This is a genomic window from Micromonospora sp. NPDC005173 (assembly GCF_040608515.1).
Taxonomy (GTDB): domain Bacteria; phylum Actinomycetota; class Actinomycetes; order Mycobacteriales; family Micromonosporaceae; genus Micromonospora.
The window spans coordinates 46,292-72,538 of record NZ_JBEXIK010000017.1 but is presented as its reverse complement, the minus strand read 5'-3'; the positions used below and the strand labels follow the sequence as shown (position 1 = coordinate 72,538).

25 protein-coding genes are annotated in these 26,247 nt (G+C 71.2%); 8 read left to right on the top strand and 17 right to left on the bottom strand.

Annotated features, from left to right (window positions below; translation table 11 throughout):
- Positions 1 to 38: 38 nt before the first annotated feature.
- A complete protein-coding gene (locus ABZV00_RS20180) occupies positions 39 to 899 on the bottom strand; it encodes a sulfurtransferase (RefSeq protein ID WP_355608357.1) in 861 nt (286 codons plus the stop codon).
- Positions 900 to 999: 100 nt separating this feature from the next.
- Here ABZV00_RS20180 and ABZV00_RS20175 point away from each other — a divergent pair, with 100 nt between their 5' ends.
- Positions 1,000 to 1,689, top strand: a complete 690-nt coding sequence (locus ABZV00_RS20175; protein ID WP_328424853.1) for a metal-dependent transcriptional regulator — start codon at positions 1,000 to 1,002, stop codon at positions 1,687 to 1,689.
- A gap of 18 nt (positions 1,690 to 1,707) precedes the next feature.
- Here ABZV00_RS20175 and ABZV00_RS20170 read toward each other — a convergent pair whose 3' ends face one another.
- The 3 genes from ABZV00_RS20170 to ABZV00_RS20160 form a co-directional block, all read right to left on the bottom strand.
- Positions 1,708 to 2,256 carry a hypothetical protein gene (locus ABZV00_RS20170; RefSeq protein WP_355608354.1) on the bottom strand — a complete coding sequence of 183 codons (549 nt, stop codon included), beginning with the start codon at positions 2,254 to 2,256 and terminating at the stop codon, positions 1,708 to 1,710.
- Between the two features lie 122 nt (positions 2,257 to 2,378).
- Entirely contained in the window at positions 2,379 to 2,633 is a 255-nt protein-coding gene (locus ABZV00_RS20165; protein WP_355608351.1) for a DUF5522 domain-containing protein, read from the bottom strand.
- A 31-nt stretch (positions 2,634 to 2,664) separates the two neighbouring features.
- Positions 2,665 to 3,654 (bottom strand): asparaginase, encoded by a 990-nt coding sequence (locus tag ABZV00_RS20160; protein ID WP_355608349.1) that lies wholly within the window; start codon positions 3,652 to 3,654, stop codon positions 2,665 to 2,667.
- Between the two features lie 180 nt (positions 3,655 to 3,834).
- Between ABZV00_RS20160 and ABZV00_RS20155 the strand changes: the two genes are divergently transcribed.
- The 4 genes from ABZV00_RS20155 to ABZV00_RS20140 are packed head-to-tail and all read left to right on the top strand — an operon-like array spanning position 3,835 to position 7,627.
- Positions 3,835 to 5,130, top strand: a complete 1,296-nt coding sequence (locus ABZV00_RS20155) for an MFS transporter (protein ID WP_355608346.1) — start codon at positions 3,835 to 3,837, stop codon at positions 5,128 to 5,130.
- A gap of 51 nt (positions 5,131 to 5,181) precedes the next feature.
- Positions 5,182 to 5,745: a dihydrofolate reductase family protein gene (locus tag ABZV00_RS20150; protein ID WP_355608343.1), complete on the top strand. Its 564-nt coding sequence runs from the start codon at positions 5,182 to 5,184 to the stop codon at positions 5,743 to 5,745.
- A gap of 54 nt (positions 5,746 to 5,799) precedes the next feature.
- Positions 5,800 to 6,639, top strand: coding sequence for an alpha/beta hydrolase (locus ABZV00_RS20145; RefSeq protein WP_355608340.1), 840 nt, complete (start codon positions 5,800 to 5,802; stop codon positions 6,637 to 6,639).
- A gap of 55 nt (positions 6,640 to 6,694) precedes the next feature.
- Entirely contained in the window at positions 6,695 to 7,627 is a 933-nt protein-coding gene (locus ABZV00_RS20140) for a MerR family transcriptional regulator (protein WP_355608338.1), read from the top strand.
- A 20-nt stretch (positions 7,628 to 7,647) separates the two neighbouring features.
- Here the strand turns inward: ABZV00_RS20140 and ABZV00_RS20135 are convergent, their stop codons facing one another.
- From ABZV00_RS20135 to nrdR, 8 genes are all read right to left on the bottom strand, one after another.
- Positions 7,648 to 8,583 (bottom strand): DUF2332 domain-containing protein, encoded by a 936-nt coding sequence (locus tag ABZV00_RS20135; protein WP_355608335.1) that lies wholly within the window; start codon positions 8,581 to 8,583, stop codon positions 7,648 to 7,650.
- Between the two features lie 52 nt (positions 8,584 to 8,635).
- On the bottom strand, positions 8,636 to 8,803 hold the full coding sequence (locus ABZV00_RS20130; RefSeq protein ID WP_328424835.1) for a hypothetical protein: 168 nt from the start codon (positions 8,801 to 8,803) through the stop codon (positions 8,636 to 8,638).
- Positions 8,800 to 9,018 (bottom strand): hypothetical protein, encoded by a 219-nt coding sequence (locus ABZV00_RS20125; RefSeq protein WP_355608333.1) that lies wholly within the window; start codon positions 9,016 to 9,018, stop codon positions 8,800 to 8,802. The genes ABZV00_RS20130 and ABZV00_RS20125 overlap by 4 nt, the downstream gene beginning before the upstream one ends.
- The gene (locus ABZV00_RS20120) at positions 9,015 to 9,194 is read right to left on the bottom strand and encodes a hypothetical protein (RefSeq protein WP_355608331.1); all 180 of its coding nucleotides are present in this window, start codon (positions 9,192 to 9,194) and stop codon (positions 9,015 to 9,017) included. The genes ABZV00_RS20125 and ABZV00_RS20120 overlap by 4 nt, the downstream gene beginning before the upstream one ends.
- Positions 9,191 to 9,379: a hypothetical protein gene (locus ABZV00_RS20115; RefSeq protein ID WP_355608328.1), complete on the bottom strand. Its 189-nt coding sequence runs from the start codon at positions 9,377 to 9,379 to the stop codon at positions 9,191 to 9,193. Before ABZV00_RS20115 ends, ABZV00_RS20120 begins: the two co-directional genes overlap by 4 nt.
- Positions 9,380 to 9,783: 404 nt before the next feature.
- Entirely contained in the window at positions 9,784 to 11,811 is a 2,028-nt protein-coding gene (locus ABZV00_RS20110) for a hypothetical protein (RefSeq protein WP_355608326.1), read from the bottom strand.
- 392 nt (positions 11,812 to 12,203) lie between these two features.
- Positions 12,204 to 15,095, bottom strand: a complete 2,892-nt coding sequence (locus tag ABZV00_RS20105) for a vitamin B12-dependent ribonucleotide reductase (RefSeq protein WP_355608323.1) — start codon at positions 15,093 to 15,095, stop codon at positions 12,204 to 12,206.
- Between the two features lie 62 nt (positions 15,096 to 15,157).
- Positions 15,158 to 15,661 carry a transcriptional regulator NrdR gene (gene nrdR / locus ABZV00_RS20100; RefSeq protein ID WP_328424809.1) on the bottom strand — a complete coding sequence of 168 codons (504 nt, stop codon included), beginning with the start codon at positions 15,659 to 15,661 and terminating at the stop codon, positions 15,158 to 15,160.
- A gap of 592 nt (positions 15,662 to 16,253) precedes the next feature.
- Here nrdR and lexA point away from each other — a divergent pair.
- On the top strand, positions 16,254 to 17,039 hold the full coding sequence (lexA, locus tag ABZV00_RS20095) for a transcriptional repressor LexA (protein ID WP_074318043.1): 786 nt from the start codon (positions 16,254 to 16,256) through the stop codon (positions 17,037 to 17,039).
- 96 nt (positions 17,040 to 17,135) lie between these two features.
- Here the strand turns inward: lexA and ABZV00_RS20090 are convergent, their stop codons facing one another.
- Both ABZV00_RS20090 and hflX read right to left on the bottom strand, forming a co-directional pair.
- Entirely contained in the window at positions 17,136 to 18,830 is a 1,695-nt protein-coding gene (locus ABZV00_RS20090; protein ID WP_355608319.1) for a hypothetical protein, read from the bottom strand.
- A gap of 49 nt (positions 18,831 to 18,879) precedes the next feature.
- Positions 18,880 to 20,334, bottom strand: coding sequence for a GTPase HflX (hflX, locus tag ABZV00_RS20085; RefSeq protein WP_355608317.1), 1,455 nt, complete (start codon positions 20,332 to 20,334; stop codon positions 18,880 to 18,882).
- A 184-nt stretch (positions 20,335 to 20,518) separates the two neighbouring features.
- Between hflX and ABZV00_RS20080 the strand changes: the two genes are divergently transcribed.
- Positions 20,519 to 21,985, top strand: coding sequence for an NAD-dependent malic enzyme (locus ABZV00_RS20080; protein ID WP_328424801.1), 1,467 nt, complete (start codon positions 20,519 to 20,521; stop codon positions 21,983 to 21,985).
- Between the two features lie 86 nt (positions 21,986 to 22,071).
- Here the strand turns inward: ABZV00_RS20080 and dapF are convergent, their stop codons facing one another.
- From dapF to ABZV00_RS20065, 3 genes are read right to left on the bottom strand one after another with little or no spacing between them, the layout of a single operon-like run.
- On the bottom strand, positions 22,072 to 22,923 hold the full coding sequence (gene dapF, locus ABZV00_RS20075) for a diaminopimelate epimerase (RefSeq protein ID WP_355608314.1): 852 nt from the start codon (positions 22,921 to 22,923) through the stop codon (positions 22,072 to 22,074).
- A 7-nt stretch (positions 22,924 to 22,930) separates the two neighbouring features.
- Entirely contained in the window at positions 22,931 to 23,863 is a 933-nt protein-coding gene (gene miaA, locus ABZV00_RS20070) for a tRNA (adenosine(37)-N6)-dimethylallyltransferase MiaA (RefSeq protein WP_355608311.1), read from the bottom strand.
- Positions 23,860 to 24,627 (bottom strand): hypothetical protein, encoded by a 768-nt coding sequence (locus ABZV00_RS20065; RefSeq protein WP_355608308.1) that lies wholly within the window; start codon positions 24,625 to 24,627, stop codon positions 23,860 to 23,862. Before ABZV00_RS20065 ends, miaA begins: the two co-directional genes overlap by 4 nt.
- Before the next feature lie 150 nt (positions 24,628 to 24,777).
- On the opposite strand from ABZV00_RS20065, the gene ABZV00_RS20060 reads away from it, so the two are divergent.
- The gene (locus ABZV00_RS20060) at positions 24,778 to 25,986 is read left to right on the top strand and encodes a DUF349 domain-containing protein (RefSeq protein ID WP_355608305.1); all 1,209 of its coding nucleotides are present in this window, start codon (positions 24,778 to 24,780) and stop codon (positions 25,984 to 25,986) included.
- The last annotated feature ends 261 nt before the right edge of the window (positions 25,987 to 26,247 follow it).

Genomic DNA, 26,247 nt, shown 5'->3' with positions numbered 1-26,247 from the left:
TCGCACGAGGACCGTCGCCGGCCCATCGCACGCGCTGGTCAGCGACCGGGTGTCGGTCCGGAGGCGACCGGCCGGGTCGGGTCGGCCACCCAGTTGCTCCACGATCCGACGTAGAGCGCCGCGTCCGGTCGGCCGGCCAGGTGCAGCGCGAGCACGGCCTGCGCGGCGGTCACCCCGGAGCCGCAGTACGCCCCGACGGACCGCGCCCCGGTCACCCCGACGGCGGCGAACCGCTCGCGCAGCACGTCGGCCGCCGGGAAGCGCCCGTCCGGGCCGACGTACTCGGTGGCGGGCAGGTTCGCCGCTCCCGGCACGTGCCCGGCGACCGGGTCGATCGGCTCCACCTCGCCGCGGTAGCGGGGCGCGGCCCGCACGTCGAGCAGCACGGCGTCGTCCGCCGTCGCCAGCGCGGCGGCCTGCCCCGCGTCGAGCACCGGGAGATCACCCGGGCGCACCTCGACGTCGCCCGAGGCCGGGGCGGGCGCCACGGTGGAGACGGGCTGGCCGGCGGCGACCCAGGCCGGATAGCCGCCGTGCAGCAGGCGGACCGGGCTGTGCCCGGCCCAACGCAGCGTCCACCAGGCCCGGGCGGCGGCCAGGCCATCGCCGCCGTCGTACACCACCACGGGGTGACCGGCGCGAACGCCGGCGGCCCGCAGCGCGGCCTGCAACGCGGCCGGGTCGGGCAGTGGATGCCGGCCGCCGGCACCGGGTGGCCCGCAGAGCGCGGTGTCCAGGTCGACGAAGACCGCGCCGGGCAGGTGACCGGCCAAATAGTCGTCGCGGCCGGGCGGGCCGGTGAGCCGCCAGCGGACGTCGAGCAGGGCGGGCGGATCGGCGCGGTCGAGCTCGGCGGCGAGCCGATCGACCTCGACCAGCGGCTCCTGGGTACCGGACATGGCGACCATCCAACACCATCCCGGTCGTCGGCTCGCGGCTCGGCGGCGGTCGATCGGCGTTCTCCGAGGTAGCATCGTGCACCGGAGGGCCGCTGACGTTATGAAGTCTCACGACCTGGTCGACACGACCGAAATGTACCTACGCACCATCCTCGAGTTGGAGGAGGAGGGTGTGCCGCCGCTGCGCGCCCGGATCGCCGAGCGGCTGAAGCAGAGCGGGCCCACGGTGAGCCAGACCGTCGCCCGGATGGAGCGCGACGGCCTGCTCACGGTTGAGGGCGACCGGCACCTGATGCTCACCGCACAGGGCCGCGGCAGCGCCGTGTCCGTGATGCGCAAGCACCGCCTCGCCGAGCTGCTGCTGGTCAACGTCATCGGGATGCCCTACGAGGAGGCCCACGAAGAGGCCTGCCGTTGGGAGCACGTGATGAGCGACGCCGTGGAGAAGCGGGTGTACGACCTGCTCAACCGGCCGACCCGCTCGCCGTACGGCAACCCGATCCCCGGGCTGGAGGAGCTGGGCTCGCCGGAGGCGGAGACCGCCGAAGCCGGCGAGGGCGAGCGCAACCTGGCCTTCCCGGGCCTCTCCGGGCCGGTCGTGGTGCGCCGGATCTGCGAGAGCGTGCAGACCAACGGTGACGTGCTGCGCCAGCTGCACGCCGCCGGCGTCGACCCGGGTGCCACGGTGACCGTGGCCCAGGAGCGCGACGGGGTGTCGATCGACCGCTCCGGGGACCGGGTCCGGCTGCCCCGCGAGGTCGCCTCCCGGGTCTTCGTCGCCGCCAACTGACCGAGGCCGGCCCCGGCGTCACAGCGCCCGGGTGTTCACCTTCTTGGCCAGTGCGATCAGGTCGGCGGTCAGCTTCTCGGCCGCCGACCTCTCGGCGTCGCGGGCGCCGGTCCAGCTCAGCTCCGCCAGCCGCCCCTCGGTGGCCAGCCAGCCCACCTCGGCGACCGGCCCGCGCCCACCCGCCGCTGCCACGGTCCGCCGGTACGCCTGCTGACCCAGCCCGGTGACCTTCGCCGCCTTGTCGGGCACCACGTCCGCGCCGAAGGTGGCCTTGTCGATCTTGGTGTCGGTCACGGTCAACGTCAGCTCCGGCAGCGCCGCGCTCTCGGCCCGGAGCACGCAAGTGTGGGTGTCACCGCGTTCGCTGGCGGCCGCCACGTCGAAGCGCACCTTCACCAACTGCTCGATCACCGTGAAGTCCAGCAGTCGGCAGGCGCCGCCCGAGGAGGCCGCCGCCACGTCCACCGCGATCGGCGCCGGCGGCGGCACCGCCACCGGCTCGGCGTCGGCGGCACAGCCGCTCACCAGCAGCCCCGCCAACCCGGCGACCACGATCCGCCCGCGCACGCTCCACCCTCTCGCCGACCGACGGCGGTAGGCGCCCGCCGGATGTCCGTCGGAAACCGTACGGGGTGTCCGGGTCCGGCGGAAGCCCTCGTTCGGCGGGTCCGCCGCGACCCGGCCCGCGCTCATCCGGCCGGCGGATCGTCCACGTACGGGCAGTGCCGGCAGCCGCGTCCACAACAGGTGCCGCGCCGGGCCAGAAACCCGGCGCTGAGCACGAACAACCCCGTCGCCGGGTCCAGGTAGCCGGCCTCGCCGGTGGCCAGCGCGGCGGCGTGCGCGGCGAGGATCCGAGCCCGGTCGGGGTGATCGGGCGGCAGCCGGGACAGGTGCGGCTCGGTGAGCGGCCGATCCGCCAACGGTCGTCGCTCTCCGGTCACCGCAGCAGTCTAGGGACGCCCGACCCACTGGTCAGCGGTGCCGGGCCAGGGCGGCGGCCACCTCGTCCCGGCCGGCGCCAGCGGCCAGCAGCAGCCGCAGCAGCACACGCGCCTTGTACGGGTCGAGCAGCCCCCCGTTGAGCAGCCCGCGCCGTTGCAGGTCGGTCTCCGAGCCGACCGCCCCGTAGGTGTGTCGCAGCACCGACCCGGCCCCGGAGCGGGAGGTGAGCACGACCGGCATCCGGCCGGCGAGGTCCCCGAGCACCGGGGCCAGCGCGGTGGGCACGTGCCCGACTCCGAAGCCGGCCACCACCAGGCCCTGGTGGCTGCCGGCCAGGCCGTCCAGCAGCAGCCCGTCGTCGTCCATCGTCAGCACGTACAGGGCCACCCGGGTCGCGTCGAGCCGGGCCGGGTCGACCGGCGGCAGCGGCTCGTGCCGCGCCGGCCGGGTGAGCACCCGCACCTCCCCCTCGATCACCTGCCCGATCGGGCCGGCGTTGGGGGCGGCGAAGGTGGCGGTGCTGGTGCTGTGCGTCTTGCGCAGCCAGCGGGCGGCGTGCACCTCGTCGTTGACGGCGACCAGCACGCCCAGGTCACGGGCGCCCGGCGCGGCGGCCACCCGCAGGGCCGCGAGCAGGTTCGCCGGCCCGTCCGCGCCGGCCAGAGTGGGGTTGCGCATCGCGCCGGTGAACACCAGCGGGGCGTCGTGCGGCCAGACCAGGTCGGCCAGGAACGCCGTCTCCTCCAGCGTGTCGGTGCCCTGGGTGACCACCACGCCGGTCGCGCCGCCGGCCACCGCCCGGGACGCGTCCGCGACCACGTCGAGCAGATGACGGCCGGTGAGGTTGGCGCTGGGCACCGCGTGGGTGTCCCGCACGTCCACGGGTACGCCCAGCTCGGCGAGGCCGGGCACGGCAGCGGTGAGATCCGCGCCGGTGAGGCGGGTGACCACACCTGGGCGGCCGGCGTCGACGCCGCCCATGGCGATCGTGCCGCCGAGGGTGATCAGGGCGATGGACACGGGTGGGGCCTCCGTTCCGCCGCCCCGGTGCCGGCGGCCCTGGGACCGTACCCGCCCTGGCGACAGGCCCGGTGACCAGGCCGGCGGGGCGAAATGCGGTGTCGCACGGTGTCGCGGCCCCGATAGTGTCCCCGGGCTGCCGCCCGGCGGCACCCGTGATCGCACAGACAGGCAGTGACCGTGACCGAGCAGGCGATCCAAGCCCCGACGGTCGTGGCGGGGCGAGGCCCGTCGCTGTGGCACAGCCGGAACTTCCTGCTGCTCTGGGGCGGGCAGACGGTCAGTGAGTTGGGCACCAGGATCGCCAGCGTGGCGGTGCCGCTGCTCGCCGCCGACACCCTGAACGCCAGCGTGTTCCAGGTCTCCCTGCTGACCGTCCTGGCCTGGCTGCCGTACCTGCTCTTCTCGCTGCCGGCGGGCATCGTCGCCGACCGGATCGACCAGCGACGCCTGATGATCGCGTGCGACCTGGGTCGGGCCGCGCTCATGCTGTCGCTGCCGGTGGCCGCCCTGGTCGGCCAGCTCACCCTGGCCTTCCTGTACGCGGTGGTCGGGCTCGGTGGGGTGCTCACCGTGCTGTTCACCGTGGCGTACAAGAGCATGCTGCCCCGGCTGGTGCCGGCGGACCTGCTGGTGGACGGCAACGCCAAGCTCACCATCAGCCAGGACGCCGCCGAACTCGTCGGCCCGACGGTCAGCGGAGCGCTGATCGGGCTGGTCGGCGCCGCCCGGACGTTCCTGGCGAACGGGTGCGCCTTCCTGGTCAGCGCGGTGACGCTCATCCTGATCCGGGAGGCGCCCGTACGCCGTGAGCCGGCACCGCGGGTGCCGCTGCGGGTGGAGCTGACCGACGGGCTCGGTTTCATCCGGCGGCAACCGATCCTGGTGAGCATCCTGGCCTGCACCACCTGGTCGAACTTCTTCGTGATGGCGTCCGGTTCGATCGAGGTGACCTTCCTGGTCCGTGAGCTGCACGCCACCCCGGTGCAGGTGGGGCTGGTCTTCTCGGCCAGCGCCGTCGGCGGGCTGGTGGTGGGTGTGCTGGCCGCCCGGCTGTCGACCTGGCTCGGCTCGGCCCGGGTGATCTGGGTGGCGATGACCGCGCCGGGCCCGTTCTACCTGCTCATGCCACTGGCGCAGCCCGGGTGGGGAGTGCTGCTCTACGGGGTCGGGCTGGCCGCGTTCTCCGCCAACGCGGTGCTGTACAACGTCGCGGCGATGACGTACCGGCAACGGATCACGCCGCCGGCGATCCTCGGCCGGGTCAACGCGGCGTTCCTCTGGATCTGCTTCGGGGTGATCCCGCTCGGCGCGCTGGCCGGCGGCGCGCTCGGTACCGCGCTGGGACTGCGCGGGGCGCTCTGGGTGTGCGTGTTGGGCACCTGGGCGGCGTGCCTGTTCGTGGTCTGCTCCCCGCTGCGCCGGATGCGCGACATGCCGCCGGTGTCGGCGGAGCGGCCGACGATTCCGTCGTAGGGTCCGACGATGCTCGGCACGGCACCCGTCGAGGAACACGGAGGGAACACGATGCGGAAGATCGTTGTGCACATGAGCCTGTCGCTGGACGGGTTCTTCGAGGGCCCGGGTGGCGACCTCAGCTGGCACCAGGTTGACAACGAGCTGCACGAGCACTTCAACGAGGTCATCGCCCCGATGGGCGGTTTCCTCAACGGGCGCGTCAGCTACCAACTGATGGCCGCGTTCTGGCCGACCGCCGACCAGGACCCGACCGCCAGTGCCCCGATGCGCAAGTACGCCCAGATCTGGCGGGACATGCCGAAGATCGTCTACTCCCGTACGCTCGACCACGCCGACTGGAACGCCACCGTGGTGCGTGAGGTCGACGTCGAGCAGGTCCGGAAGCTCACCGCCGAACCCGGTGGCGACCTGGCGGTCGGCGGGGCCGACCTGGCCGCCACGTTCGCCAGGCACGACCTGATCGACGAATACCGGACCTACATCCACCCGGTGTTACTCGGCCGGGGCCGCCGCCTCTTCCCCGACAGTGACGCCCCGACCGGCCTGCGGCTGGTCGAGAGCAGGAAGTTCGGCAACGGGGTCGTCCTGATCCGCCACGAGCGGGCCCGCTGAGCCACCTCGCCGGGCGGCTCCCGCGAGGATGACCGGTCCTGGCAGGGTGTGCTCATGACCACCTTCGCCGCGCCGGACGGCACCACGCTCGCCTACCGGGTCCTCGGCGGTGGCGCCCCGCTGGTCTGCCTGCCCGGCGGCCCGATGCGCGACTCGGCGTACCTCGGTGACCTCGGCGGTCTGGGCGCGTACCGGACGTTGGTCGTCCTCGACCATCGGGGCACCGGCCGGTCGGCCGAGCCGGCGGACGTCTCCAGCTACCGCTGTGACCGGCTGGTCGGTGATGTGGAGGCGCTGCGCCGGCACCTGGACCTCGACCGGCTGGACCTGCTCGGGCACTCAGCAGGCGCCAACGTGGCGTTGCAGTACGCCGCCCGGCACCCCGAGCGGGTGGGCCGGCTCGCGCTGGTGACCCCGAGCACCCGGGCCGTCGGGCTGGCGGCGACCGCGACGCTGCGCGAGGAGGTCACCCGGGTCCGCTCCGGTGAACCGTGGTACCCGGCGGCGGTCGCGGCACTGGACTCGATGGTGGCCGGTCGGGCCACCGACGACGCCTGGCAGGCGATCGCGCCGTTCTTCTACGGCCGGTGGGACGCCGCCGCCCGGGCACACCAGGCGGCCGAGCCCCACCAGCGCAACCAGGAGGCGGCCCGGGTCTTCGGCGCCGACGGCGCCTTCGATCCGCCCGCCACCCGCGCGGCGCTCGCCGCACACCACGGCCCGGTGCTGCTGCTCGCCGGCGAGGTCGACCTCGGCGCGCCGCCGGGCCTGGTGGCCCAGCTCGGCGGGCTGATGCCGGGCGCCGACCTGGTCGTCCAGCCCGGCGCGGGACACTACCCGTGGATCGACGACGCCGACCGGTTCACCGCGACGCTCGCGGCGTTCCTCGGCTGACCGTCGGCACCAGCCGCTTGAGTCTCCACCGGGAGGAGACAGCATGGTGAGGGGCATGAACGGCGAGACGCGTTACACGATCGGCGAACTGGCCCAACGGACCGGCCTGAGCGTCAAGACCATCCGCTACTACGCCGACCGGGGCATCGTGCCACCGACCGACCGCAGCCCGGCCGGCTACCGCCGCTACGGCCCGGACGCCGCCGCCCGGTTGGAGCTGGTCCGGACGCTGCGCGACCTCGGCGTGGACCTCGCCGCCATCCGGCGGGTGGTGGACCACGAGGTTCCGCTGCACGAGGTGGCCGCGGCGCACGCCGAGGCGTTGGCGGTGCAGATCCGCGTGCTGCGGCTACGCCAGGCGGTGCTCACCGCGGCTGCCAAGCGCGGCGGCGGAGCCGAGGAGATGGAGCTGCTGCACACCCTGGCCCGGCTCTCCGGGCAGGAACGTCGACGGCTGGTCGCCGACTTCCTCGACGCGGTCTTCGACGGCCTGGCCACCACACCGGCGTACCCGGGGATCATGCGGTCGCTGACCCCGGAGCTGCCCGACGATCCCCGCACCGAGCAGGTGCAGGCGTGGGTGGAGCTGGCCGAACTGGCCCAGGACCCGGACTTCCGGGCCAGCATGCGACGGCTGGTGCAGCAGTACGCCGCCGACCACGACCTCCCAGGGCTACCCCGCCCGGACGCCGTCGCGGTGGTCCGGGACGGTGTGGCCCCCGCCCTGGCGGCCGGTCTCGATCCGACCGGACCCGAGGCCGATCCGGTGGTCGCGGCGGTCATCGGCCGGTACGCACACCTCACCAACCGGCCCGATGACGCCGACCTGCGCCAGCGGCTGCTGGACCGGCTGGACACGGCGAACGACCCCCGCCGGGACCGGTACCTCGACCTGCTCGCGGTGATCAACGGATGGTCGACCGGCGGCGGGGTGGCACCGGCAGTGGACTGGTTCAGCCGGGCCCTGCGCGCCCGGATGCTGACCTGATCGCCTGCGGGCGAAGGGCGTCAGGCGAACCAGCTCATCGCCTGACCGTGACCTCGGGTCCAGGCCAGCGGCGTGCCGTCCAGCGCCAGGACGTTGTACAGCCCCTCTTCCGGCGACTCTGGCAGCCCTTCATAGGGCAGCACCTCCGGGTCCTCGTTGGCGATCCAGTGACCGGGCAGCCCACGGACCAGCCGGACGAACGCCTCCCGGCGCGGCACGGGCACCTGGTAGAGCACGGAGGTGTGGAAAACCACCAGCGTCGCTTCCGCCGGCGCCCGCGCGGCCAGCGCCGGCAGGTCGTCCACCAGGTCGCCACGGACCAGCAGCGGCGGTTCGGCCGCGGCGACCGCCGCCGCGGCCCGCAGCCGCGCCCGCCGGTGCGCGTGCTCCGGCCAGATCAGCGCGTCCAACCAGGACACGTCGTCGGGGTCGGTCACGTCGAGGGGGTTGAGGTCCAGTCCTGCCCGCCACACCACCTGGGGTACGGCTGCCGGCGGGACCAACCCGCTGGCCGCGCACTCCAGAACCGGCTCCCCGGAGCCGACCCGGTGCTCGCCGAAGCGGTAGGCGTACCGGTCGGGATAGAGGCAGAGCCCGGCGGACGCCCCGACCTCCAGCAGGGCGAGCGGCTGCGGCAGCGCGGCGAGCACCGGCAGCAGGACCGCACACCGGCCGGCCTCGTTCGTCTGGGTGGCCCGAGCCCGCATCTGCGCCTCGATGGCCGGCCAGTTCGCCACCGCGTAGTCGTGGAACGCCACTGGGTCCTCGACCGGGCCGCCGAGCCACCGGACGACGCCGAACAGCAGGTTCGGCTGCCGCTTGGCCAGCGGGAGCCCGTCGAGCAGGGCGAGCAGTTCGGCGTCCCGGGACACCGCCCGGGACAGCCGCTCGTACGCGGGCGAGACCCCCCGCACCTCGCGGTTGGCGAACCTGGCGTACGCCTCAACGGTCGTCATGCCCTGATCGTCGCAGCCATCCCCCGCCAATACCGACCCCGCCTCCCCCGGGTTACGGGCGCGGCTTCCTGCGCCGGGATATCTCCTCCAGGTGCTGACGTTGGTGCTGCCGGACCATCTCGTCCCAGGCTTCCTGGTCGTAGTCCGGGTCTGGCGGGATCCACCTGTGCGAGTTGTCGCTGTAGTGGAACCGCTCGTCGCCCCGCCGGATCAGACTCACCGAATCCAGCCCAGGAAGCGCCGGTGCAGCAGCCCGGCCGGCACCCAGGTCAGGTCCTCGGCCGCCCAGACCAGGTAGGAGCCCATGTAGAGGCCCAGCGACACCGGAGCACCGTCGAACTCGGCGCGCAACTCCGTGCGCCTGGTCTGGCAGGGCCAGGGACCGTCGCAGCCACCGCAGGTCCACACCGGAAGGACCGGGCCGTGCGTGGTCACGGCAGGCCGTCCAGAAAGCGCCGGGTGGCGACCCGTGCGTGCCAGCGGACGGCCCATTCCGCCTGGTAGCAGGGGTACGGAGACAGCCGTGCCCACCACCAGCGACAGCCAGCGCACAGGCCGTCGACGCCGGGCAGGTGCACCGCCAAGATCTGTCCGACCTGTTCGTCGGTCACTCCTGCTCCTCCCCCGGCCAGTGGCCTCGGCGGATCGGGATGCGGTGCCGGGCTCGACAGGGCAGGTCCGCGCCGCAGCGACAGATCCGGCGCCATCGCCGCCACGACCAGACCGGCCGATGCCGTCGAGCCAGGGTCATCGCCACCGCCAGCAGGTAGCCGTCGTACGACACCCGCTTCGCCACCCGATCTCCTCCATCCACGCACGGGTAGTCAATCTGTAAGTGACGATTGTACAGGCTGATGCGCACCTACGTTCAGGCCGTGAAGCGACCCCGCTTGTACGGACCCGGCGAGTTGGCCGCAGTGTTCGGCGTGTCGCGTCAGAGGGTCCTGCAGATCACCCGCAGGCCCGGCTTCCCCGAACCCTTGGCCCGGCTCATCGGGATGACCGTTTGGGACGCTGACGAGGTAGACGAGTGGGCACGCCACAATCGCCCGCCGCGAGCAACCGACGGCGACGACGACCGTTGATATTTGACGTGTCGGCAGACGAACACGACGAGGCCCTGCCCTAGCATCCAGGCAGGACCTCGTCGTGGCTGACAGCTCTCTGGGCGTCGTAAGGCAACCCCGCCATGCGTACTTGCTACAGCAGCGAGATGACCGTGAACGTTGCTGCCCCTATTACGCTCGGTACCACGACTAACCAGCTACGCGGCCGGATAACGAGCCAGCATGCTCCTAACCAGACGGCACCTGAGAGCAGCGAGATGGGCAGCCGCTTGTCGTGGCGCACGAAGCCCTGCCAGCCCGTTGCCTCCGGGCCGAACGCCAAGGCCAAGACGCCGAACAGTCCGAGCATGCAGGCCACCGCGACTCGCATCCACATCAGGCGCCGGCCGCTCTCGGCTGCCTGATCCGCCAAAGCCCCTTCCGCCGCAGCACGACGGTCGCGCTCTTCCTGAAGCCCTCGCTCCAGCTCCTCCGCTCGTGCAACTGCGGCCTGTTCGGCGGCCATGGCTCTAGCCGCTGCGTCGTCGCGCTCATGGCGAAGTCGCTCTGCTGCCTGCCGCGCCTCCGCTGCAGCCCGCGCTGCAGCGCCAGCGGCCTCCGCCTGAGCGAGACCCGCAGCCTCGACGTCGGCCATTCGACGCTTCTTATCCTCAATCTCCGTGAGGAGCGCAGTGTTGTCCTGGAACACCGCATTTTCAATCAGCTCGCGAAACTCGGACTCAGTCTGCTCTTCCGGCTTGAGCCGGGACAGCAGAACCTCATCGCTCATTACCCGAACGGCGGTCTCGGTGGATACGTCCTCGTAGGTAGCAAGGTAGGAGACAACAAGCGAGGCTGTCTCATCATAGTCACTCTGAGCGGTACGGAACTCGGGGGCAGCGAATACCTCAAGGAAGCGCGTGTCAAAATCAGCGGTTGTGCCTACGAACGGCCTCAATACCTGAATGAGCTGTTGCGGCAGGACCACAGTGCTGACCCGACCAAGGTCATTGCTACGGAGAACCTTGGCATCGAAATCGAATAGTGCGTAATCGTTGGTGAGGAGCATAGCTCCCGTCTTCAGCGCATTCGACGCTCGCCGGCGCTGGCGCTGCAAGCTCATCCACAGGACCACGTCGTGATCACGGGCGGCGTAGGGACGAGGCTTGCCGGGCCTCTTTATCTGCAGGAAGTGTTCGAACTCCGCAATGTATGATCCTTTGGTGCTAACATCGAACTCAGGTGGGCTCTCGCGATAAAGCTTCACACCCTTGTCGGCGAGCAGGTCCTCAATGTGATCAAACTTAGAGAGAAACACTTTTGGGTCAAGCGGCTGTTGCGAGTTTAATGCGTGGTAACGGCGCTCAATCCCGGAAACGCGGCCGCTACTTTCCGACCATTGCACAACCGCCCGGCTCAGGGAAACCGAAAAGCGGCTCGCGAGAAGCCTCCCTGCGGCGCTGTTTATCAGCTCCCTCAGCTCCTTCAGCGTCCGCTCGTGATAGTAGAGCTGAAAGGGAAGCTTGTTCTTCTTCAGAAAGCTGAGCAGCTCTTGAGTCGCCTCCTGCATCGGGTTATCGTGCAAGTCAAGCATGCCAAGCACCACGTTGGTATCCAAGAAGAGACGGGTGCTGGGTAGCTGTCCCCGAAGGAACTCGGCGGTAGCGTCGCTGACAGTCAAGGCAAAGAAGGTGAACGTGCCGTCAAGCAACTGCGATACGTATCGGGTACGCGCAGGGGTTCCACCTTTGAAGAACAGCGTGACGCCGGCCGCCGCTTCTGCTGTCTGACTCAGGTCATGCTTATTCAGCGCTGCGTGCAGTAGCTGAACCAACCCACTGCCCGCGTCCGCGTTGACGGTCGATCCGGGGCGCAACAACTCCGCCGCAAGGGCCCCGTTTTTCCTGAATACGGAACCTAGGTACTCTTGTAACGCCCGCCACAGCTTTTCGCCGTCAAGGTCCGGGTACACGGCAGCAACCTCAAGCAGCCACTCACGCCGGACAGTCTCCTCAAGATTGTTGGCGGCTCCAATGCGCTCTTCAACATCAGCGCGGGTGCTCGGAGAGAGAGAAATCCGACCACCAGGAGGTGCCGAAAGTAGCCGGCCGACCTTTAGGTGCGTCTCGAGCGCCTTTCGCACCTCGCCTACTGGCAGTTCAATGCTGAAGTAGGTGGACAAGGCTTGAGCGACCTCGTTAGGGTCGCCGGCACCGACAGTGGGGTCGATTGCCAGTACGGTAAGGACGAGACTGTCTACTGCTCCCTGCACCTTACCCGTTCGGTTAAGGGAAAGGTGGTGACATAGCTGCGTAAAAGCTGTCGTCTCCGACTCGGTTGTACTCACCATTTTGCGCAACTGCCTTCCCTCGCCGGGCTCTGGTCCAGTCCGTTCAGCCGGGGTGGGTCGCCCCGGTCCTCGACGAGAACCGGGGCGCCATGTGTCACCGAACCCTAGGTCATTACCGATCCGGCATGCTGCCAACCTTTAGTCAGGGTGCGAGCCGTTGCTGCTTACTGATCCTGCCGGGATGCAACGGGCCCATCTCAGGAGGCATACGAGGGATTGGTACGTCAGCTGCAGCCGCTGGTGGAGCCGCAGCCCTCGCAGACGTAGCAGCTACCGGCGGGGCGCATCTTCGTACCGCAGGTGAAGCAGAGCGGCGCGTCGGCGGCCTTGCCGATCACGGCCTCCAGCAACTCGGTGCTGGAACCCACGTTCGGGGCCGGCTTGGCGGTGGCCACCTCGGCGAGTTCCTGGGCCGGCTGAGCGACGGGCTCCGGCTTGGCCGGGGCCTCCACCGGCGCCGAGGACGCCATCGCGGTGAGCTCCGCACCGGTCACCGCGGCGCTCTCCGCCTCAGCCTCGGCCCGCAACTGGGCGGCCCGCTCGCTGGCCGTGAAGATGCCCAGCTCGGCGCGGCGCTCATGGGGCAGGAAGTCCAACGCCAGGCGACGGAAGATGTAGTCCATCACCGAGGCCGCCATGCGCACGTCCGGGTCGTCGGTCATGCCGGCCGGCTCGAAGCGCATGTTGGTGAACTTGCTAACGAACGTCTCCAGCGGCACCCCGTACTGCAGGCCGATGCTGATGGCCACCGAGAAGGCGTCCATCACACCGGCCAGGGTGGAGCCCTGCTTGGACATCTTGAGGAAGACCTCGCCGAGGCCGTCGTCCGGGTAGGACGACGCGGTGAGGTAGCCCTCGGCACCGCCGACGGAGAAGGAGACCGTCTCGGACGGACGCTTCTTCGGCAGACGCTTGCGCACCGGCCGGTACTCGACGACCTTCTCGACGGCCGGCGCGGCCTTGGCGGCCTCGACGGCGGCCGGGGCGGTGGTCTTGTTCGGCTTGGCCACCGAGAGCGGCTGGCCGACCTTGCAGTTGTCCCGGTAGATCGCCAGCGCCTTGAGGCCGAGCTTCCAGCCCTCGAAGTAGATCTTCTCAACGTCCTCGACGGTGGCCTGCTCGGGCATGTTGACCGTCTTGGAGATGGCGCCCGAGATGAACGGCTGGACGGCCGCCATCATCCGCACGTGACCCATCGGGGCGATGGTCCGCTCACCCATCGCGCAGTCGAAGACCGGGTAGTGCTCCGGCTTGAGGCCGGGGGCGTCCACCACGTGGCCGTGGTCGGCGATGTGCTCGACGATCGCCTCGACCTGCTCCTCGGGGTAGCCGAGGCTGCGCAGGGCGCGCGGCACCGTCTGGTTGACGATCTGCATCGAGCCGCCGCCGACCAGCTTCTTGAACTTGACCAGCGCCAGGTCCGGCTCGACGCCGGTGGTGTCGCAGTCCATCATCAGGCCGATGGTGCCGGTCGGCGCGAGGACGCTGGCCTGCGAGTTGCGCCAGCCGTTCTTGTCGCCGATCTTGTTGCCCTGGGTCCACTGCTTGGTCGCCTCGCGGACGATCGCGGTGGCCACCGTGCTGGTGGGCTTGATCTCGTCGTTGGCGGCGGCGTGCTTGCGCATGACCCGCTTGTGCGGCTCGGCGTTGCGGGCGTAACCGTCGTACGGGCCCACGATGCCGGCCAGCTCGGCCGAGCGGCGGTACGCGGTGCCGTTCATCAGCGAGGTGATCGCCGCGGCGACCGAGCGGCCCTGCTCCGAGTCGTACGGCAGGCCGGAGGCCATCAGCAGGGCGCCCAGGTTGGCGTAGCCGATGCCGAGCTGTCGGTAGGCGCGGGTGGTCTCACCGATCTTCTCGGTCGGGAAGTCGGCGAAGCAGATCGAGATGTCCATGGCGGTGATGACCATCTCGATCGACTTGACGAACTTCTCCACCTCGAAGCCACCGTCGGCGCGGAGGAACTTCATCAGGTTCAGCGAGGCCAGGTTGCACGAGGAGTTGTCCAGGTGCAGGTACTCCGAGCACGGGTTCGACGCGGTGATCCGGCCGGTCTCCGGGCAGGTGTGCCAGTCGTTGATGGTGTCGTCGTACTGCAGGCCGGGGTCGGCACACTCCCAGGCGGCCTGGGCGATGGTGCGGAACAGCTTCTTGGCGTCGACGGTGTCGATCACCGCGCCGTCCAGCCGGCCGCGCAGGTCGAAGCCGCCGCCGTTCTGCACCGCCGACATGAACTCGTCGGAGACCCGGACCGAGTTGTTGGCATTCTGGTACTGCACGCTGACGATGTCGGCGCCGCCGAGGTCCATGTCGAACCCGGCGTCGCGCAGGGCGCGGATCTTGTTCTCCTCGCGCGCCTTGGTGACCACGAACTCTTCGATGTCCGGGTGGTCCACGTCGAGGATGACCATCTTGGCCGCCCGCCGGGTCGCGCCGCCGGACTTGATGGTGCCGGCGGAGGCGTCCGCGCCGCGCATGAAGCTGACCGGGCCGGAGGCGGTGCCACCGGAGGAGAGCAGCTCCCGGGAGGAGCGGATCCGCGACAGGTTGACGCCGGAGCCGGAGCCGCCCTTGAAGATCAGCCCCTCTTCCTTGTACCAGTCGAGGATCGAGTCCATCGAGTCGTCGACGGCCAGGATGAAGCAGGCGCTGACCTGCTGCGGCGACGGCGTGCCGACGTTGAACCAGACCGGCGAGTTGAAGCTGAACACCTGGTGCAGCAGCATCCAGGTCAGCTCGTGCCCGAAGATCTCGGCGTCGGCCGGGCTGGCGAAGTAGCCGTACTCCTCACCCGCGGTGCGGTAGGTGCTGACCACCCGGTCGATCAACTGCTTGAGCGACCACTCCCGCTCCGGGGTGCCCACCGCGCCCCGGAAGTACTTCGTGGTCACGATGTTGGCCGCGTTGACGCTCCACGACTCCGGGAACTCCACCCCGCGCTGCTCAAAGTTGATCGAGCCGTCCCGCCAGTTCGTCATCACGACGTCGCGGCGCTCCCAGGCGATCTCGTCGTACGGGTGGACCCCCTCGGTCGTCCACACGCGCTCGATCTTCAGCCCGGCGCTCGCGCTGGCCTTGCTCCGTGACCTGCTTGTCGTCACACCATCCCCCGACATCTCATCCGCCCCCTCGTCCACGCGGTCACCCGCCGCGCGTCCACCTGTCAGCAACACAAACCTCAATTGGTACGGCCGGCGGTCCCCGCCGCCCCGGCCTCCACCGCGCCCTCCCGGGCGCGGGCGGCGGCCCGCAATGTCTCGATCTCCTGCTCGAAGTCGGCGAGCGAGTCGAAGGACCGGTAGACGCTGGCGAACCGCAGGTACGCCACCTCGTCCAGGTCCCGCAGAGGGCCCAGGATGGCCAGCCCCACGTCGTGGCTGGGGATCTCGGCCGCGCCCTTCGCCCGTACGGTCTCCTCGACCTTCTGGGCCAGCAGCGCGATCGAGTCCTCGTCGACCGGCCGGCCCTGGCACGCCTTGCGCACCCCGCCGATGATCTTCGTACGGCTGAACGGCTCGGTCACCCCGCTGCGCTTGACGACCGCGAGGACCGCCTCCTCGACAGTGGTGAACCGCTTGCCGCACTCCGGGCAGGACCGTCGCCGTCGGATGAGCTGGCCGTCGTCGGCCTCCCGCGAGTCGACCACCCGGGAGTCAGCGTGCCGGCAGTACGGACACCGCATCGCCTACCTCCTAATCATGATCAACTCGGCCGCACCGGGCACCCCCGGACATGGCTCACCGCGACGGCGCCACCCTCAGATGGCCCCCGCCGTGAGCAACCCTACGGGAGTGCGGTCGGTAGTCGGACCCAACCTGTAGGCAACTTACGCCCGTGTCACTACTACATCTAGGGGTTGACCGTATGTCGCGGGCGAACCCGGGTCAAGTTGGCTGGCATGTCCGGCGCGTCACGGACCATCCGGTCATCAGCACCCCAACGCCCCGCCGGAAGACCCAACGTCGGGGCGCCGCGCGAGTTGCCGGCCGGCAGGCCGAAGCGGCCCGGAAAACGGCCGACGATCGAACACCCGTGCTACCCGACGTACCATTTATCAGAACATCCGTACGACAGGAGCCGTTTTTCACCCCGACACGCCGGTGAGAGGTCGTACAGATGTTTGAAAATGACCGATCTCACCTATACGGTCAGGAACAACCGGGCGTGATGGATCTTCAGCACACCCGGCGACGCACCACCCTCAGCACCGTCGTGGCACCACTGCACGCACCACGAGCCGACGAGGCACCCAGCGCCGACCAGGGAGGACGGACGTGACCGAGGACCGGGCCAGCCGGCCGAAGAGCCCGCAGCAGATCACCGAGGCGGGCCCACCGGCCACCCGACGCCGCAGCGCCGCGCGCAGCCGGACGGGCCAGCCCGCCGTGCGCCCGGTCACTCCGGTGGTCAGCACCTTCCCCGACCCGGCGACGGTCGACCTGACCGCCCGCCAGCGCCGCATCCTGGAGTTCATCCGCAACTGGGTGGAGCGGCACGGCTACCCGCCAAGCGTCCGGGAGATCGGCGAGGCGGTCGGCCTGGTGTCGCCGTCCAGCGTCGCCTACCAGCTCAAGGAGCTGGAGAAGAAGGGCTTCCTGCGCCGCGACCCCAACCGGCCGCGCGCGGTGGACGTCCGCGCCCCCAGCGAGGCCATCGACGACGAGCTGAGCCGGGCACAGCGGCCGACTCCGGCGTACGTGCCGATGCTGGGCCGGATCGCCGCTGGTGGGCCGATCCTCGCCGAGCAGGCGGTGGAGGACATCTTCCCCCTCCCCCGCGAGCTGGTGGGCGAGGGCGAGGTCTTCATGCTCCAGGTCAAGGGTGACTCGATGCTCGACGCGGCGATCTGCGACGGCGACTGGGTGGTCGTCCGGCAGCAGCCGACCGCCGACTCGGGCGAGATCGTCGCAGCCATGCTCGATGGCGAGGCGACGGTGAAGACCTACCGGCGGCGCGACGGGCACGTCTGGCTGATGCCGCAGAACCCGGCCTTCGACCCGATCCCCGGTGACGACGCCACCATCATGGGCCGGGTCGTGGCGGTGCTACGTCGGATCTGACCGGTCCGCGGGTGAGTGCCGACAGCGCTCACCCGCGCTGACCCGACGACGGTTCGACCGATCGGCCATCGCACGCCACGGCCCTGATCCGAGGCGTCAGTAGCGGTCGCCCCGGTGGCCACGACCGCCACCGGGATACTGCCCGTACGGGTCACCGGGCACTTCCTCGTCACGCCGACGGCCGGGCCGCTGGCCCCGGTAGTCGGGCTCCTGACCACCACGCCGGGGCGGCTCCGCACGACCGCCGCCAGGCTGGCCGCCGCCGGGCTGGCCACCGCCGCCGTACACGCCACCGCCGGGACGACCGCCGCCACCCGCAGGGGGACGACCGCCACCGCCACCCGCAGGCCGGCCACCGCCACCCGCAGGGGGACGACCGCCGCCGTAGACACCACCACCGGCTCCTCCGCCGCCGGGCCGGGCCGGGCCGTAGCCACCATCGGCAGCCGCCGGACGGCCACCGCCGTACACCGCGCCACCTGCCGGGGCCGCACCACCCGCCGGGCCCGGACCACCACGACCCCCGCCGTAGACCGCGCCGCCAGCCGGCGCGCCGCCGCCGTAGACACCGCCCGAGCGGTCACCGGCCGCCGGGAAACCGTCGTCGGCACGGCCGCCGCGCCGGTCGACGGGAGCGCCGTCCGGATCAGAGCGGTCAGACGCGTCGGCGGCCGGCGGCCGGCGGCGGGCACGAAGGATGCCGATGATGCCGGCACCGACCAGCAGCAGACCGATCAGCCCGACCGCGCCGACCAGGTAGGTGATGTCGTCGAAGCTCAGCCCGTCGATCCAGGACTTCGAGGCGGCCGGTTTGGCGCCACCGGCGGCCGCCAGCGGCGCCGCCGTCGAGGTGGACGGCGTATAGCTGAGGATGTCGACCGTGTCGTCCTCGGTGAACTGCTGACCGTCGGAGACAGTGAGGAAGGTCTTGCCGTCCAGGGTGTAGGTGATGGCCTCACCGAACGGGTCGGCGAGCGGCGTGACCCGGGGCTTCTCGGTGGTGAGCGCACCGACGATGTCACCGCCGGTCACGTCGAACTCGAAGGCGTCCGCGTAGGTGCGCAGGACCACCCGCGCGCCGTCCGGCGACCGCGCCGCGCCCGTGATCGCGACCCGACCGAACGTGTTGAGCGGGTTCTCGGTCTCTGTCCGAGGCAGTGAGATGTCGCCGACCTTGCGCATCGGCACCGGGTCGGTGTCACCGTTCTTCAACGCCGCTGCCGGCGTGTAGATCTCGGCCTTGCCGCTGGTCACCTTCGTGATGATCAGCGGTTTGCCGTCGTCGCCGATGATCAGCGCCTCGGCGTCGTGCGGCTTGCCCTCGGGGTAGGAGAGCCGGTGCAACACCGGCTGCTTGGCGCCGGTGACCGGCATCGACCAGAGCGCGATCCGGGTACGGCGCTCCTTCGAGGTGGCGTTGTCGCCGATGTCGGCGATCCAGAGGGTCGCGCCGTCCTTGGAGAGGGCGAGGTCCTCGGTGTCGAACGGACCCTGCCCCGAGTACCGGACCGGCTCCTTCGAGATCTTGCACTTACTGTCCAGGAAGAAGACCCGCTTGCGTGCCGCGTTGTCGGTGCCGTCGTTGATGACGATGTAGCCGCTCTTGGTGGCCACAAGCCCGGACAACTCCCGGAGCCGCTCGTCGACGATCGTGCAACGCTTCTTACCAGGCGTGACGGCAGGCTGCTCGGACGACCCGGGAGCGGGTGCCGCAGCGGCGACTCCGGCGAGCGCCACGGTTGCCCCAAGCAGGCCGAGGGCAACCGTGACCGAGGAAACAACGCGGCGCATTCGGCCAGTGTCGCATGCCACGCGTTTCTGTTGGATGACGCGTGGACGCTCAGGCCCGGACGCCAGCCGCCTGACCCTGCCGCTCGACATCGAACGGCGCCAGCTCAGCGGCGAGCGCCGCACCGACCCGGACGTGCAGCAGGGTGCCCTCCGGCAGGTGTGACGTGCTGAGCACCTCGCCCGTGCGGTGCACCCGCGCCACCAGGTCACCCCGGTCGTACGGCAGCACAGCGCGGACCTCCACCGCCGGACGCGGCAACCGCTCCTCGATCGCCTCGCGCAGCCCGTCAATGCCCCACCCGGAGTGCGCGGAGACGAAGATCGCGTCCGGCCAGAGCCGCTTGAGCCGCAGCAGCGTGTCCTCGTCGGCCGAGTCGGTCTTGTTGACCACCAGCAGCTCGGGAAGCCGCTCCGCGCCCACCTCGGCGAGCACCTCGTGGACCGCCCGAACCTGCTCCTCCGGATCCGGGTGGGTGCCGTCGACGACGTGCACCACCAGATCCGACTCGGCGACCTCCTCCAGCGTCGAGCGGAACGCCTCGACGATCTGGTGCGGCAGGTGCCGGACGAAACCGACCGTGTCGGAGAGGGTGTAGAGCCGTCCGTCGGAGGCGGTGGCCTTACGGGTCGTCGGGTCCAGGGTGGCGAACAGCGCGTTCTCCACCAGCACGCCCGCGCCGGTCAGCCGGTTGAGCAGGCTGGACTTGCCGGCGTTGGTGTAGCCGGCGATGGCCACCGCGGGGACAGCGTTACGGGAACGCCGCGCACGCTTGGTCTGGCGTACCGTCTTCATGCCCTTGATCTCGCGGCGCAGCCGGGAGATGCGGGTACGGATCCGACGCCGGTCGGTCTCCAGCTTGGTCTCACCGGGACCACGCAGACCCACGCCGCCGCCGGCGCCACCGCCGCGACCGCTACCACCGGTCTGCCGGGAGAGCGTCTCGCCCCAACCGCGCAGTCGCGGCAGCAGGTATTCGAGCTGGGCCAGCTCGACCTGCGCCTTGCCTTCCTTGCTCTTGGCGTGCTGGGCGAAGATGTCGAGGATCAGCGCCGTCCGGTCGACCACCTTGACCTTGGTGCGCTGCTCCAGGTTGCGCAGCTGGGACGGGGACAGCTCGCCGTCACAGATCACCGTGTCGGCACCGCTGGACAGCACCACCGCGCCGAGATCCTCAACCTTGCCGCGACCGATGTAGGTGGCCGGGTCGGGTCGGGTGCGGCGCTGGATCAGCCCTTCGAGCACCTGCGAACCAGCGGTCTCGGCCAGCGCGGCCAGCTCGGTCAGCGAATTCTCCGCGTCGGTCACCGTGCCCTCGGTCCAGACACCCACCAGGACGACCCGCTCCAGCCGCAGCTGCCGGTATTCCACCTCGGTGACGTCGGTGAGCTCGGTGGAGAGGCCCGGTACGCGTCGCAGCGACTGCCGCTCCGACAGCTCCATCTCGCCAGTGGTGACGTCGTCGAACTCGTCCTCGACGGGGACGAAGCTCTCCTGGTCTCGCAAGCGGGTCTCCTGTCCGTTTTGATAAGTAGAAAGTAATCCTGACATGACGCAACGCTGAGCGCACCTGCTATATGCCCACCCCAGGGGTCACCAAAAGTGGGGGCGAATGCCGGTCGACCTCGACAACCCGGTAGAAATGCGGGGCGGCGGCCGAGCGGCCGCCCAGCCGTGACGGAGGGATCCCGTGGCCATCACCCGACTGCCGAGCGCCGGATTTTCAATCACCATCCGGATCGCCGTAACCGCGGACGCCTCCTCGATCGGCCGGCTCACCACGTCGGTCGGCGAAGCCGGGGCGATCGTCACGGCGTTGGACGTGGTGGACTCGGACCCGACCCACGTGATCGTCGACCTGACCTGTGACACCGCCGACGCGAGCCACGCCGACCAGGTGGTCGACGCGCTGACCGCGCTGGACGGCGTCGACGTGCGCAAGGTTTCGGACCGGACGTTCCTGCTGCACCTGGGCGGCAAGATCGAGGTGACCTCGAAGGTCGCGCTGCGCAACCGTGACGAGCTGTCCCGGGCGTACACCCCGGGGGTTGCCCGGGTCTGCATGGCGATCGCCGAGAACCCGGCGGACGCCCGCCGGCTGACCATCAAGCGCAACACCGTCGCGGTGGTCAGCGACGGCTCCGCGGTGCTCGGCCTGGGCAACCTCGGGCCGGCCGCGTCGCTGCCGGTGATGGAGGGCAAGGCGGCGCTGTTCAAGCGCTTCGGCGGGGTGGACGCCTGGCCGGTGGTGCTGGACACCCAGGACACCGACGAGATCGTGGCCATCGTCAAGGCGATCGCGCCGGCGTACGGCGGGATCAACCTGGAGGACATCGCCGCGCCGCGCTGCTTCGAGATCGAGGCCCGGCTGCGGGAGCTGCTGGACATTCCGGTCTTCCACGACGACCAGCACGGCACCGCGATCTGCGTGCTGGCCGCGCTGACCAACGCGCTGCGGGTGGTGGGCAAGCAGCTCGCGGACGTCCGGGTGGTGGTCTCCGGTGCCGGCGCGGCCGGCACCGCGATCATGAAGCTGCTGCTGCGCCAGGGCGTCGGCGACATCATCGCGTACGACCGGGAGGGCGCCCTGCACCGCGGGCAGACCGGGCTCAACTCGGCCTGGCAGTGGCTGGCGGAGAACACCAACAAGGAGAACTACTCCGGCGATCTGCCGGGCGCGATCCAGGGTGCCGACGTGTTCATCGGGGTGAGCGCGCCGAACCTGCTGACCGGCGACGACATCGCCGGAATGGCCAAGGACTCGATCGTCTTCGCGCTCGCCAACCCGGACCCGGAGGTCGACCCGCGGGAGGCGCGCAAGTACGCCGCGGTGGTCGCCACCGGCCGCTCGGACCAGCCGAACCAGATCAACAACGTGCTCGCCTTCCCGGGTGTCTTCCGCGGCATGCTCGACGCGCACGCCGAGGAGTTCACCGAGGAGATGGCGATCGCGGCTGCCCGGGCCATCGCCGACGTGGTCGGCGAGGAAAAGATCAACCCGACGGTGATCGTGCCGAGCGTCTTCGACCCCCGGGTCGCCCCGGCGGTCGCCGCCGCCGTACGCGCCGCCGCCCACAACCCCAGCCCGCTGCCGGCCGCCGACCCCGGCCCCGCCGACCTCCCCGAGATCGCCGCCAACGCCTCCGCCACCCCCTGACCCTTCCCGACCCCTGTTGATCAAGAGGTCTGCGTCATCCAGCGCCCCGCTGGTGACGCAAACCTCTTGATCAACAGAGGGCAGGGTCAGGCGGCCCCGGGCAGCGCGGCGAGGTCGACCTCTCCGGTGGCCACCAGGACGGCAGGGCCGGAGAGCCAGCAGGAGTCGTCCGTCACGGTGACCGTGACGCGGCCACCGAGGACGTCCACCGCGACCACCCCGGCGTCCCGTCCGCCGTCGCGCAGGGCCACGGCGGCCACCGCGCAGGCGCCGGTGCCGCAGGAGAGGGTCTCCGCGCTGCCGCGCTCGTACACCCGCATCAGGGTGTGCTCGTCAGTGCCGTCGACCGGCTCGCCCGCCACGATGAACTCCACGTTCACCCCGGCCGGGAAGACCTCCGGGTCGTACCCGGGCGCGGTCTTGAGGTCCAGCGCGGACAGGTCCAGGGCAGCCGGCAGGACACAGACCAGGTGCGGGTTGCCGACGTCCACGGCGGTGCCGGGCAGGGTCAGCCCGCCCAAGGTGGCCGCCGAGCCGGCGTGCAGCCGGGGACGACGCATCTCGACGGCGACGGTGTCCCCCTCGACCAGCGCGCGTACCAGGCCGGCGCGGGTGGCCACCGGCAGCGCCGTGCCCGCGGGCGTGGCCAGCCCGGTGTCGATCAGGTAGCGGACGAAAACCCGGGCGCCATTGCCGCACATCTCGGCGAACGAGCCGTCGGCGTTCCAGTAGTCCATGAACCACTCGGCCTCACCGGCCTGCCCGGCGCCGTCGGGATGCTTGGCCGCGCGGACCACCCGCAGCACCCCGTCCGCGCCGATGCCCCGCCGTCGGTCGCAGAGTGCCGCGACCAACTCCGGGGTCAGATCGAGCTGACCGTCCGGGTCGGGAAGGAGGACGAAGTCGTTGCCGGTGCCGTGGCCCTTGGTGAACTCCACGTCTCCATCATCGCGCAGCGGCGGGCACCAGGCGCAGGGCGGCCTCGATCAGGTCCGGCGTTGCCGAGTCCAGCCAGTGGATCCGGGGGTCGCGCCGGAACCAGGAACGCTGGCGGCGGACGAACCGCCGGGTCGCCCGGACCGTCTCCTCGTGCGCCTGCGCCTCGGTCAGCTCACCGGCGAACAGGCGCAGCACCTGCTGGTAGCCGAGCGCCCGGCTGGCCGTCCGCCCCGCGGGCAGCCCTCGCCCGACCAGCTCGCGGGTCTCGGCGACCAGGCCGTCGGCCCACATCCGGTCGACCCGCAGGGCGATCCGCTCGTCCAGCAGCCCGGTGTCCAGGTCCACCCCGAGCTGCACCGACGGGTAGTACGGCGTCGGCTCGGGCAGCGACGCGGCGAACGGTGCACCGGTGAGCTCGATCACCTCCAGTGCCCGGACGATCCGCCGGCCGTTGCCGGGCAGGATGCCCTCGGCGGCGGCCGGGTCGGCGGCGCGCAGCCGCGCGTACAGCGGCGCCGGGCCGACCTCGGCCAGCTCCCGTTCCAGCCGCTCGCGCAGCGCCGGGTCGGTGCCCGGGAAGTCGAAGTGCTCCAGCACCGCCCGCACGTACAGCCCTGAGCCGCCGACCAGCAGCGGCACCCGCCCCCGGGACAGGATGTCGTCCACGGCGGCACGGGCCAGTCGCTGGTACTCCGCGACGCTGGCCGGCTCGGTGACCTCCCAGACGTCCAGCAGGTGGTGCGGCACCCCATCCCGCTCGGCGGGGGTCAGCTTGGCGGTGCCGATGTCCATGCCCCGGTAGAGCTGCATCGAGTCGGCGTTGACCACCTCCCCGTCCAGGGCGTGCGCCAACGCGATGCTCAGCGCCGACTTACCCGCCGCGGTCGGGCCGACCACCGCGACGACCGTGCCGACCGGGCGAACCCCGTCGCGGGTCACGCGGGCTCCCAGGACGCCACGAAGTAGGCGACACCGTAGGGGGCGGCGTCGTGCAGCAGCTCGCCCCGCCACCGGCGCCCCGCCGACCGGGCCGCGCCGGCGAGCACCTGCCAGGGCGCCCGGCCGGCGGCCTTCAGCTCCGCGGACAGGCCGGGGTCGAGGTCAAGCAGGACGTCCAGGTCCGCCCCGGCCAGGGCCGTGGCGACCCGCTGGTCGTACGGGCGGGCGCGCGGGTCGTCGTACCCGGGAGACTTCTCCCCCCGGCAGGCCGACCCGTCCCCGAGCACCAGCAGCGCCACCCGGGCGCCGACGGCGCTGATCTGGTCGGCGAGCGCGGCCAGCTCGGCGGGGCCGGCGTCGGCGGCCACCTGCACGGCGGTCACCGGCGGCCGCACACGGTGCCGGGCCAGCAGCCATGCGCCGATGGTCAGGCTCAGCGGCAGGACCGCGCCCCGGTCGGGCTGGCCGGGAGTCAGCGGCACGTCCAGGTCGACGCCCCAGGGCTGCAGGGAGCCGGTGGCCGGTGGCAGGATCGGGCCGGTGGCCGGGCCGGCGCCGAGGAGCACCACGGCGTCCGGGTCGGCGGTCAAAAGGCCGCGTACGGCGATGTCACAGGCCGCCCGCAGGTCGTCCAGTTCCGGTGCGGCGGCGGCCGCCACCTCGGGCACGAGCAGGGGCGGATGGGGGCAGACTGCGGCGGCGACCAGTGGCACTCGTTCACCGTAGCGGGAATGCTCGGTGCGTCTCCGCGCCGATCCGGTCATTCGGGCGCTAGGACACCGTATGGTCACGGTCGGCGATAGGCGCTCGACGCGGACGGGGTCGGACCTGTGACAATGCCGGAAGCAACTTGACTGCGCCGTGGCGGCGACGGGGGCCAGTTCCCTCGACGCCGGGAGAACGAGGATGGGCACATGAGCGACTGGACTGCCTTCGGACGGGTGGACGCGGACGGCACCGTGTACGTCAAGACCACCGAGGGCGAGCGGGTGGTCGGATCCTGGCAGGCGGGAGCACCTGAGGAGGGCCTGGCGCACTTCGCACGCCGCTTCGCCGACCTGGTGACCGAGGTGGACCTGACTGAGGCGCGGCTCAACTCGGGCGCGGCGGATGCCGGGCACTCGCTGAGCACGATCCGGCGGATCCGCGCCTCGCTGCCCGAAGCCCACGTGGTCGGCGACATCGACGCGCTGGCCGCGCGGCTGGACAAGCTGGCCACCCTCGCCGAGGAGAAGGCCGGCGAGGCGCGCGCTGCCCGGGACGCCGCTCGCGTCGAGGCCCTGGCCCGCAAGACCGCGCTGGTCGAAGAGGCCGAGAAGCTCGCCGCCGAGTCCACCGGCTGGAAGACCGCCGGGGACCGGCTCAAGGAGATCCTCGACGAGTGGAAGTCCATCCGCGGGGTCGACAAGAAGGCCGACGGTGAGCTGTGGAAGCGGTTCGCCGCCGCCCGGGACGGCTTCACCCGCCGCCGGGGCGCGCACTTCGCCTCCCTGGACGCGCAGCGCAAGCAGGCGCAGACGGCCAAGGAGGAGCTGGTCGCCGAAGCGGAGAAGCTCAGCGACTCCACGGAGTGGGCGGCCACCGCCAACCAGCTCAAGGAGCTGATGACCCAGTGGAAGGCCGCGCCGCGCGCCTCCAAGGAGGCCGAGCAGAAGCTCTGGGAACGGTTCCGGGCCGCACAGGACTCCTTCTTCAGCCGGCGCAGTGAGGTCTTCTCCGCCCGGGACAACGAGCAGCGCGGCAACCTGGAGCGCAAGCAGGCCCTGCTGGCCGAGGCCGAGGCACTGGACATCGACGGTGACCCGAAGGGCGCCCAGGCCAAGCTGCGGGAGATCCAGGCCCAGTGGCACGAGGCCGGCCGGGTTCCCCGGGAGGCCGCCTCCGGGCTGGAGCGCCGGCTGCGCGTCATCGACGACAAGGTCCGCGAGGTGATGGACTCGGCGTGGCGCCGGACCACCAAGGAGGACAACCCGCTGCTCGCCCAGATGCGGGCGCAGGTGGCGGAGGCGGAGGACCGGCTGGCCCGGGCGCAGAGCGCCGGGGACGCCCGCCGGATCAAGGAGGCCGAGCAGGCCCTCGCCGCCAAGCGGCAGTTCCTCCAGCTCGCCGAGCAGGCCGGCTGAGCTGACGCGTTCCGGAAGCCCCGGCCCCGCTAGGGGACCGGGGCTTCCGCACGTCCGCGGCCCGCGGCCCGCGGCCCGCGCCCCGCGCCCCGCGGCCCGCGCCCCGCGCCCCGCGCCCCGCGCCCCGCGCCCATGATCGTGCTCGATCCAGGAAGTAGTGGCATCAGGATCGGAGCGAGACCACTACAACCAGGATCGAGCACGATCATGCGGGGTACGCGCGCCGCGGGCAGGGTGGCGCGGGCGTGAGGCACGGGCAGC

Coding starts and splice junctions, on each gene's coding strand:
- ABZV00_RS20180 (WP_355608357.1), bottom strand. CDS start 899: ATGTCCGGTACCCAGGAGCCGCTGGTCGAGGTCGATCGGCTCGCCGCC.
- ABZV00_RS20175 (WP_328424853.1), top strand. CDS start 1,000: ATGAAGTCTCACGACCTGGTCGACACGACCGAAATGTACCTACGCACC.
- ABZV00_RS20150 (WP_355608343.1), top strand. CDS start 5,182: ATGCGGAAGATCGTTGTGCACATGAGCCTGTCGCTGGACGGGTTCTTC.
- ABZV00_RS20145 (WP_355608340.1), top strand. CDS start 5,800: ATGACCACCTTCGCCGCGCCGGACGGCACCACGCTCGCCTACCGGGTC.
- ABZV00_RS20140 (WP_355608338.1), top strand. CDS start 6,695: ATGAACGGCGAGACGCGTTACACGATCGGCGAACTGGCCCAACGGACC.
- ABZV00_RS20135 (WP_355608335.1), bottom strand. CDS start 8,583: ATGACGACCGTTGAGGCGTACGCCAGGTTCGCCAACCGCGAGGTGCGG.
- ABZV00_RS20105 (WP_355608323.1), bottom strand. CDS start 15,095: ATGTCGGGGGATGGTGTGACGACAAGCAGGTCACGGAGCAAGGCCAGC.
- nrdR (WP_328424809.1), bottom strand. CDS start 15,661: ATGCGGTGTCCGTACTGCCGGCACGCTGACTCCCGGGTGGTCGACTCG.
- ABZV00_RS20090 (WP_355608319.1), bottom strand. CDS start 18,830: ATGCGCCGCGTTGTTTCCTCGGTCACGGTTGCCCTCGGCCTGCTTGGG.
- ABZV00_RS20065 (WP_355608308.1), bottom strand. CDS start 24,627: ATGACCGGATCGGCGCGGAGACGCACCGAGCATTCCCGCTACGGTGAA.
- ABZV00_RS20060 (WP_355608305.1), top strand. CDS start 24,778: ATGAGCGACTGGACTGCCTTCGGACGGGTGGACGCGGACGGCACCGTG.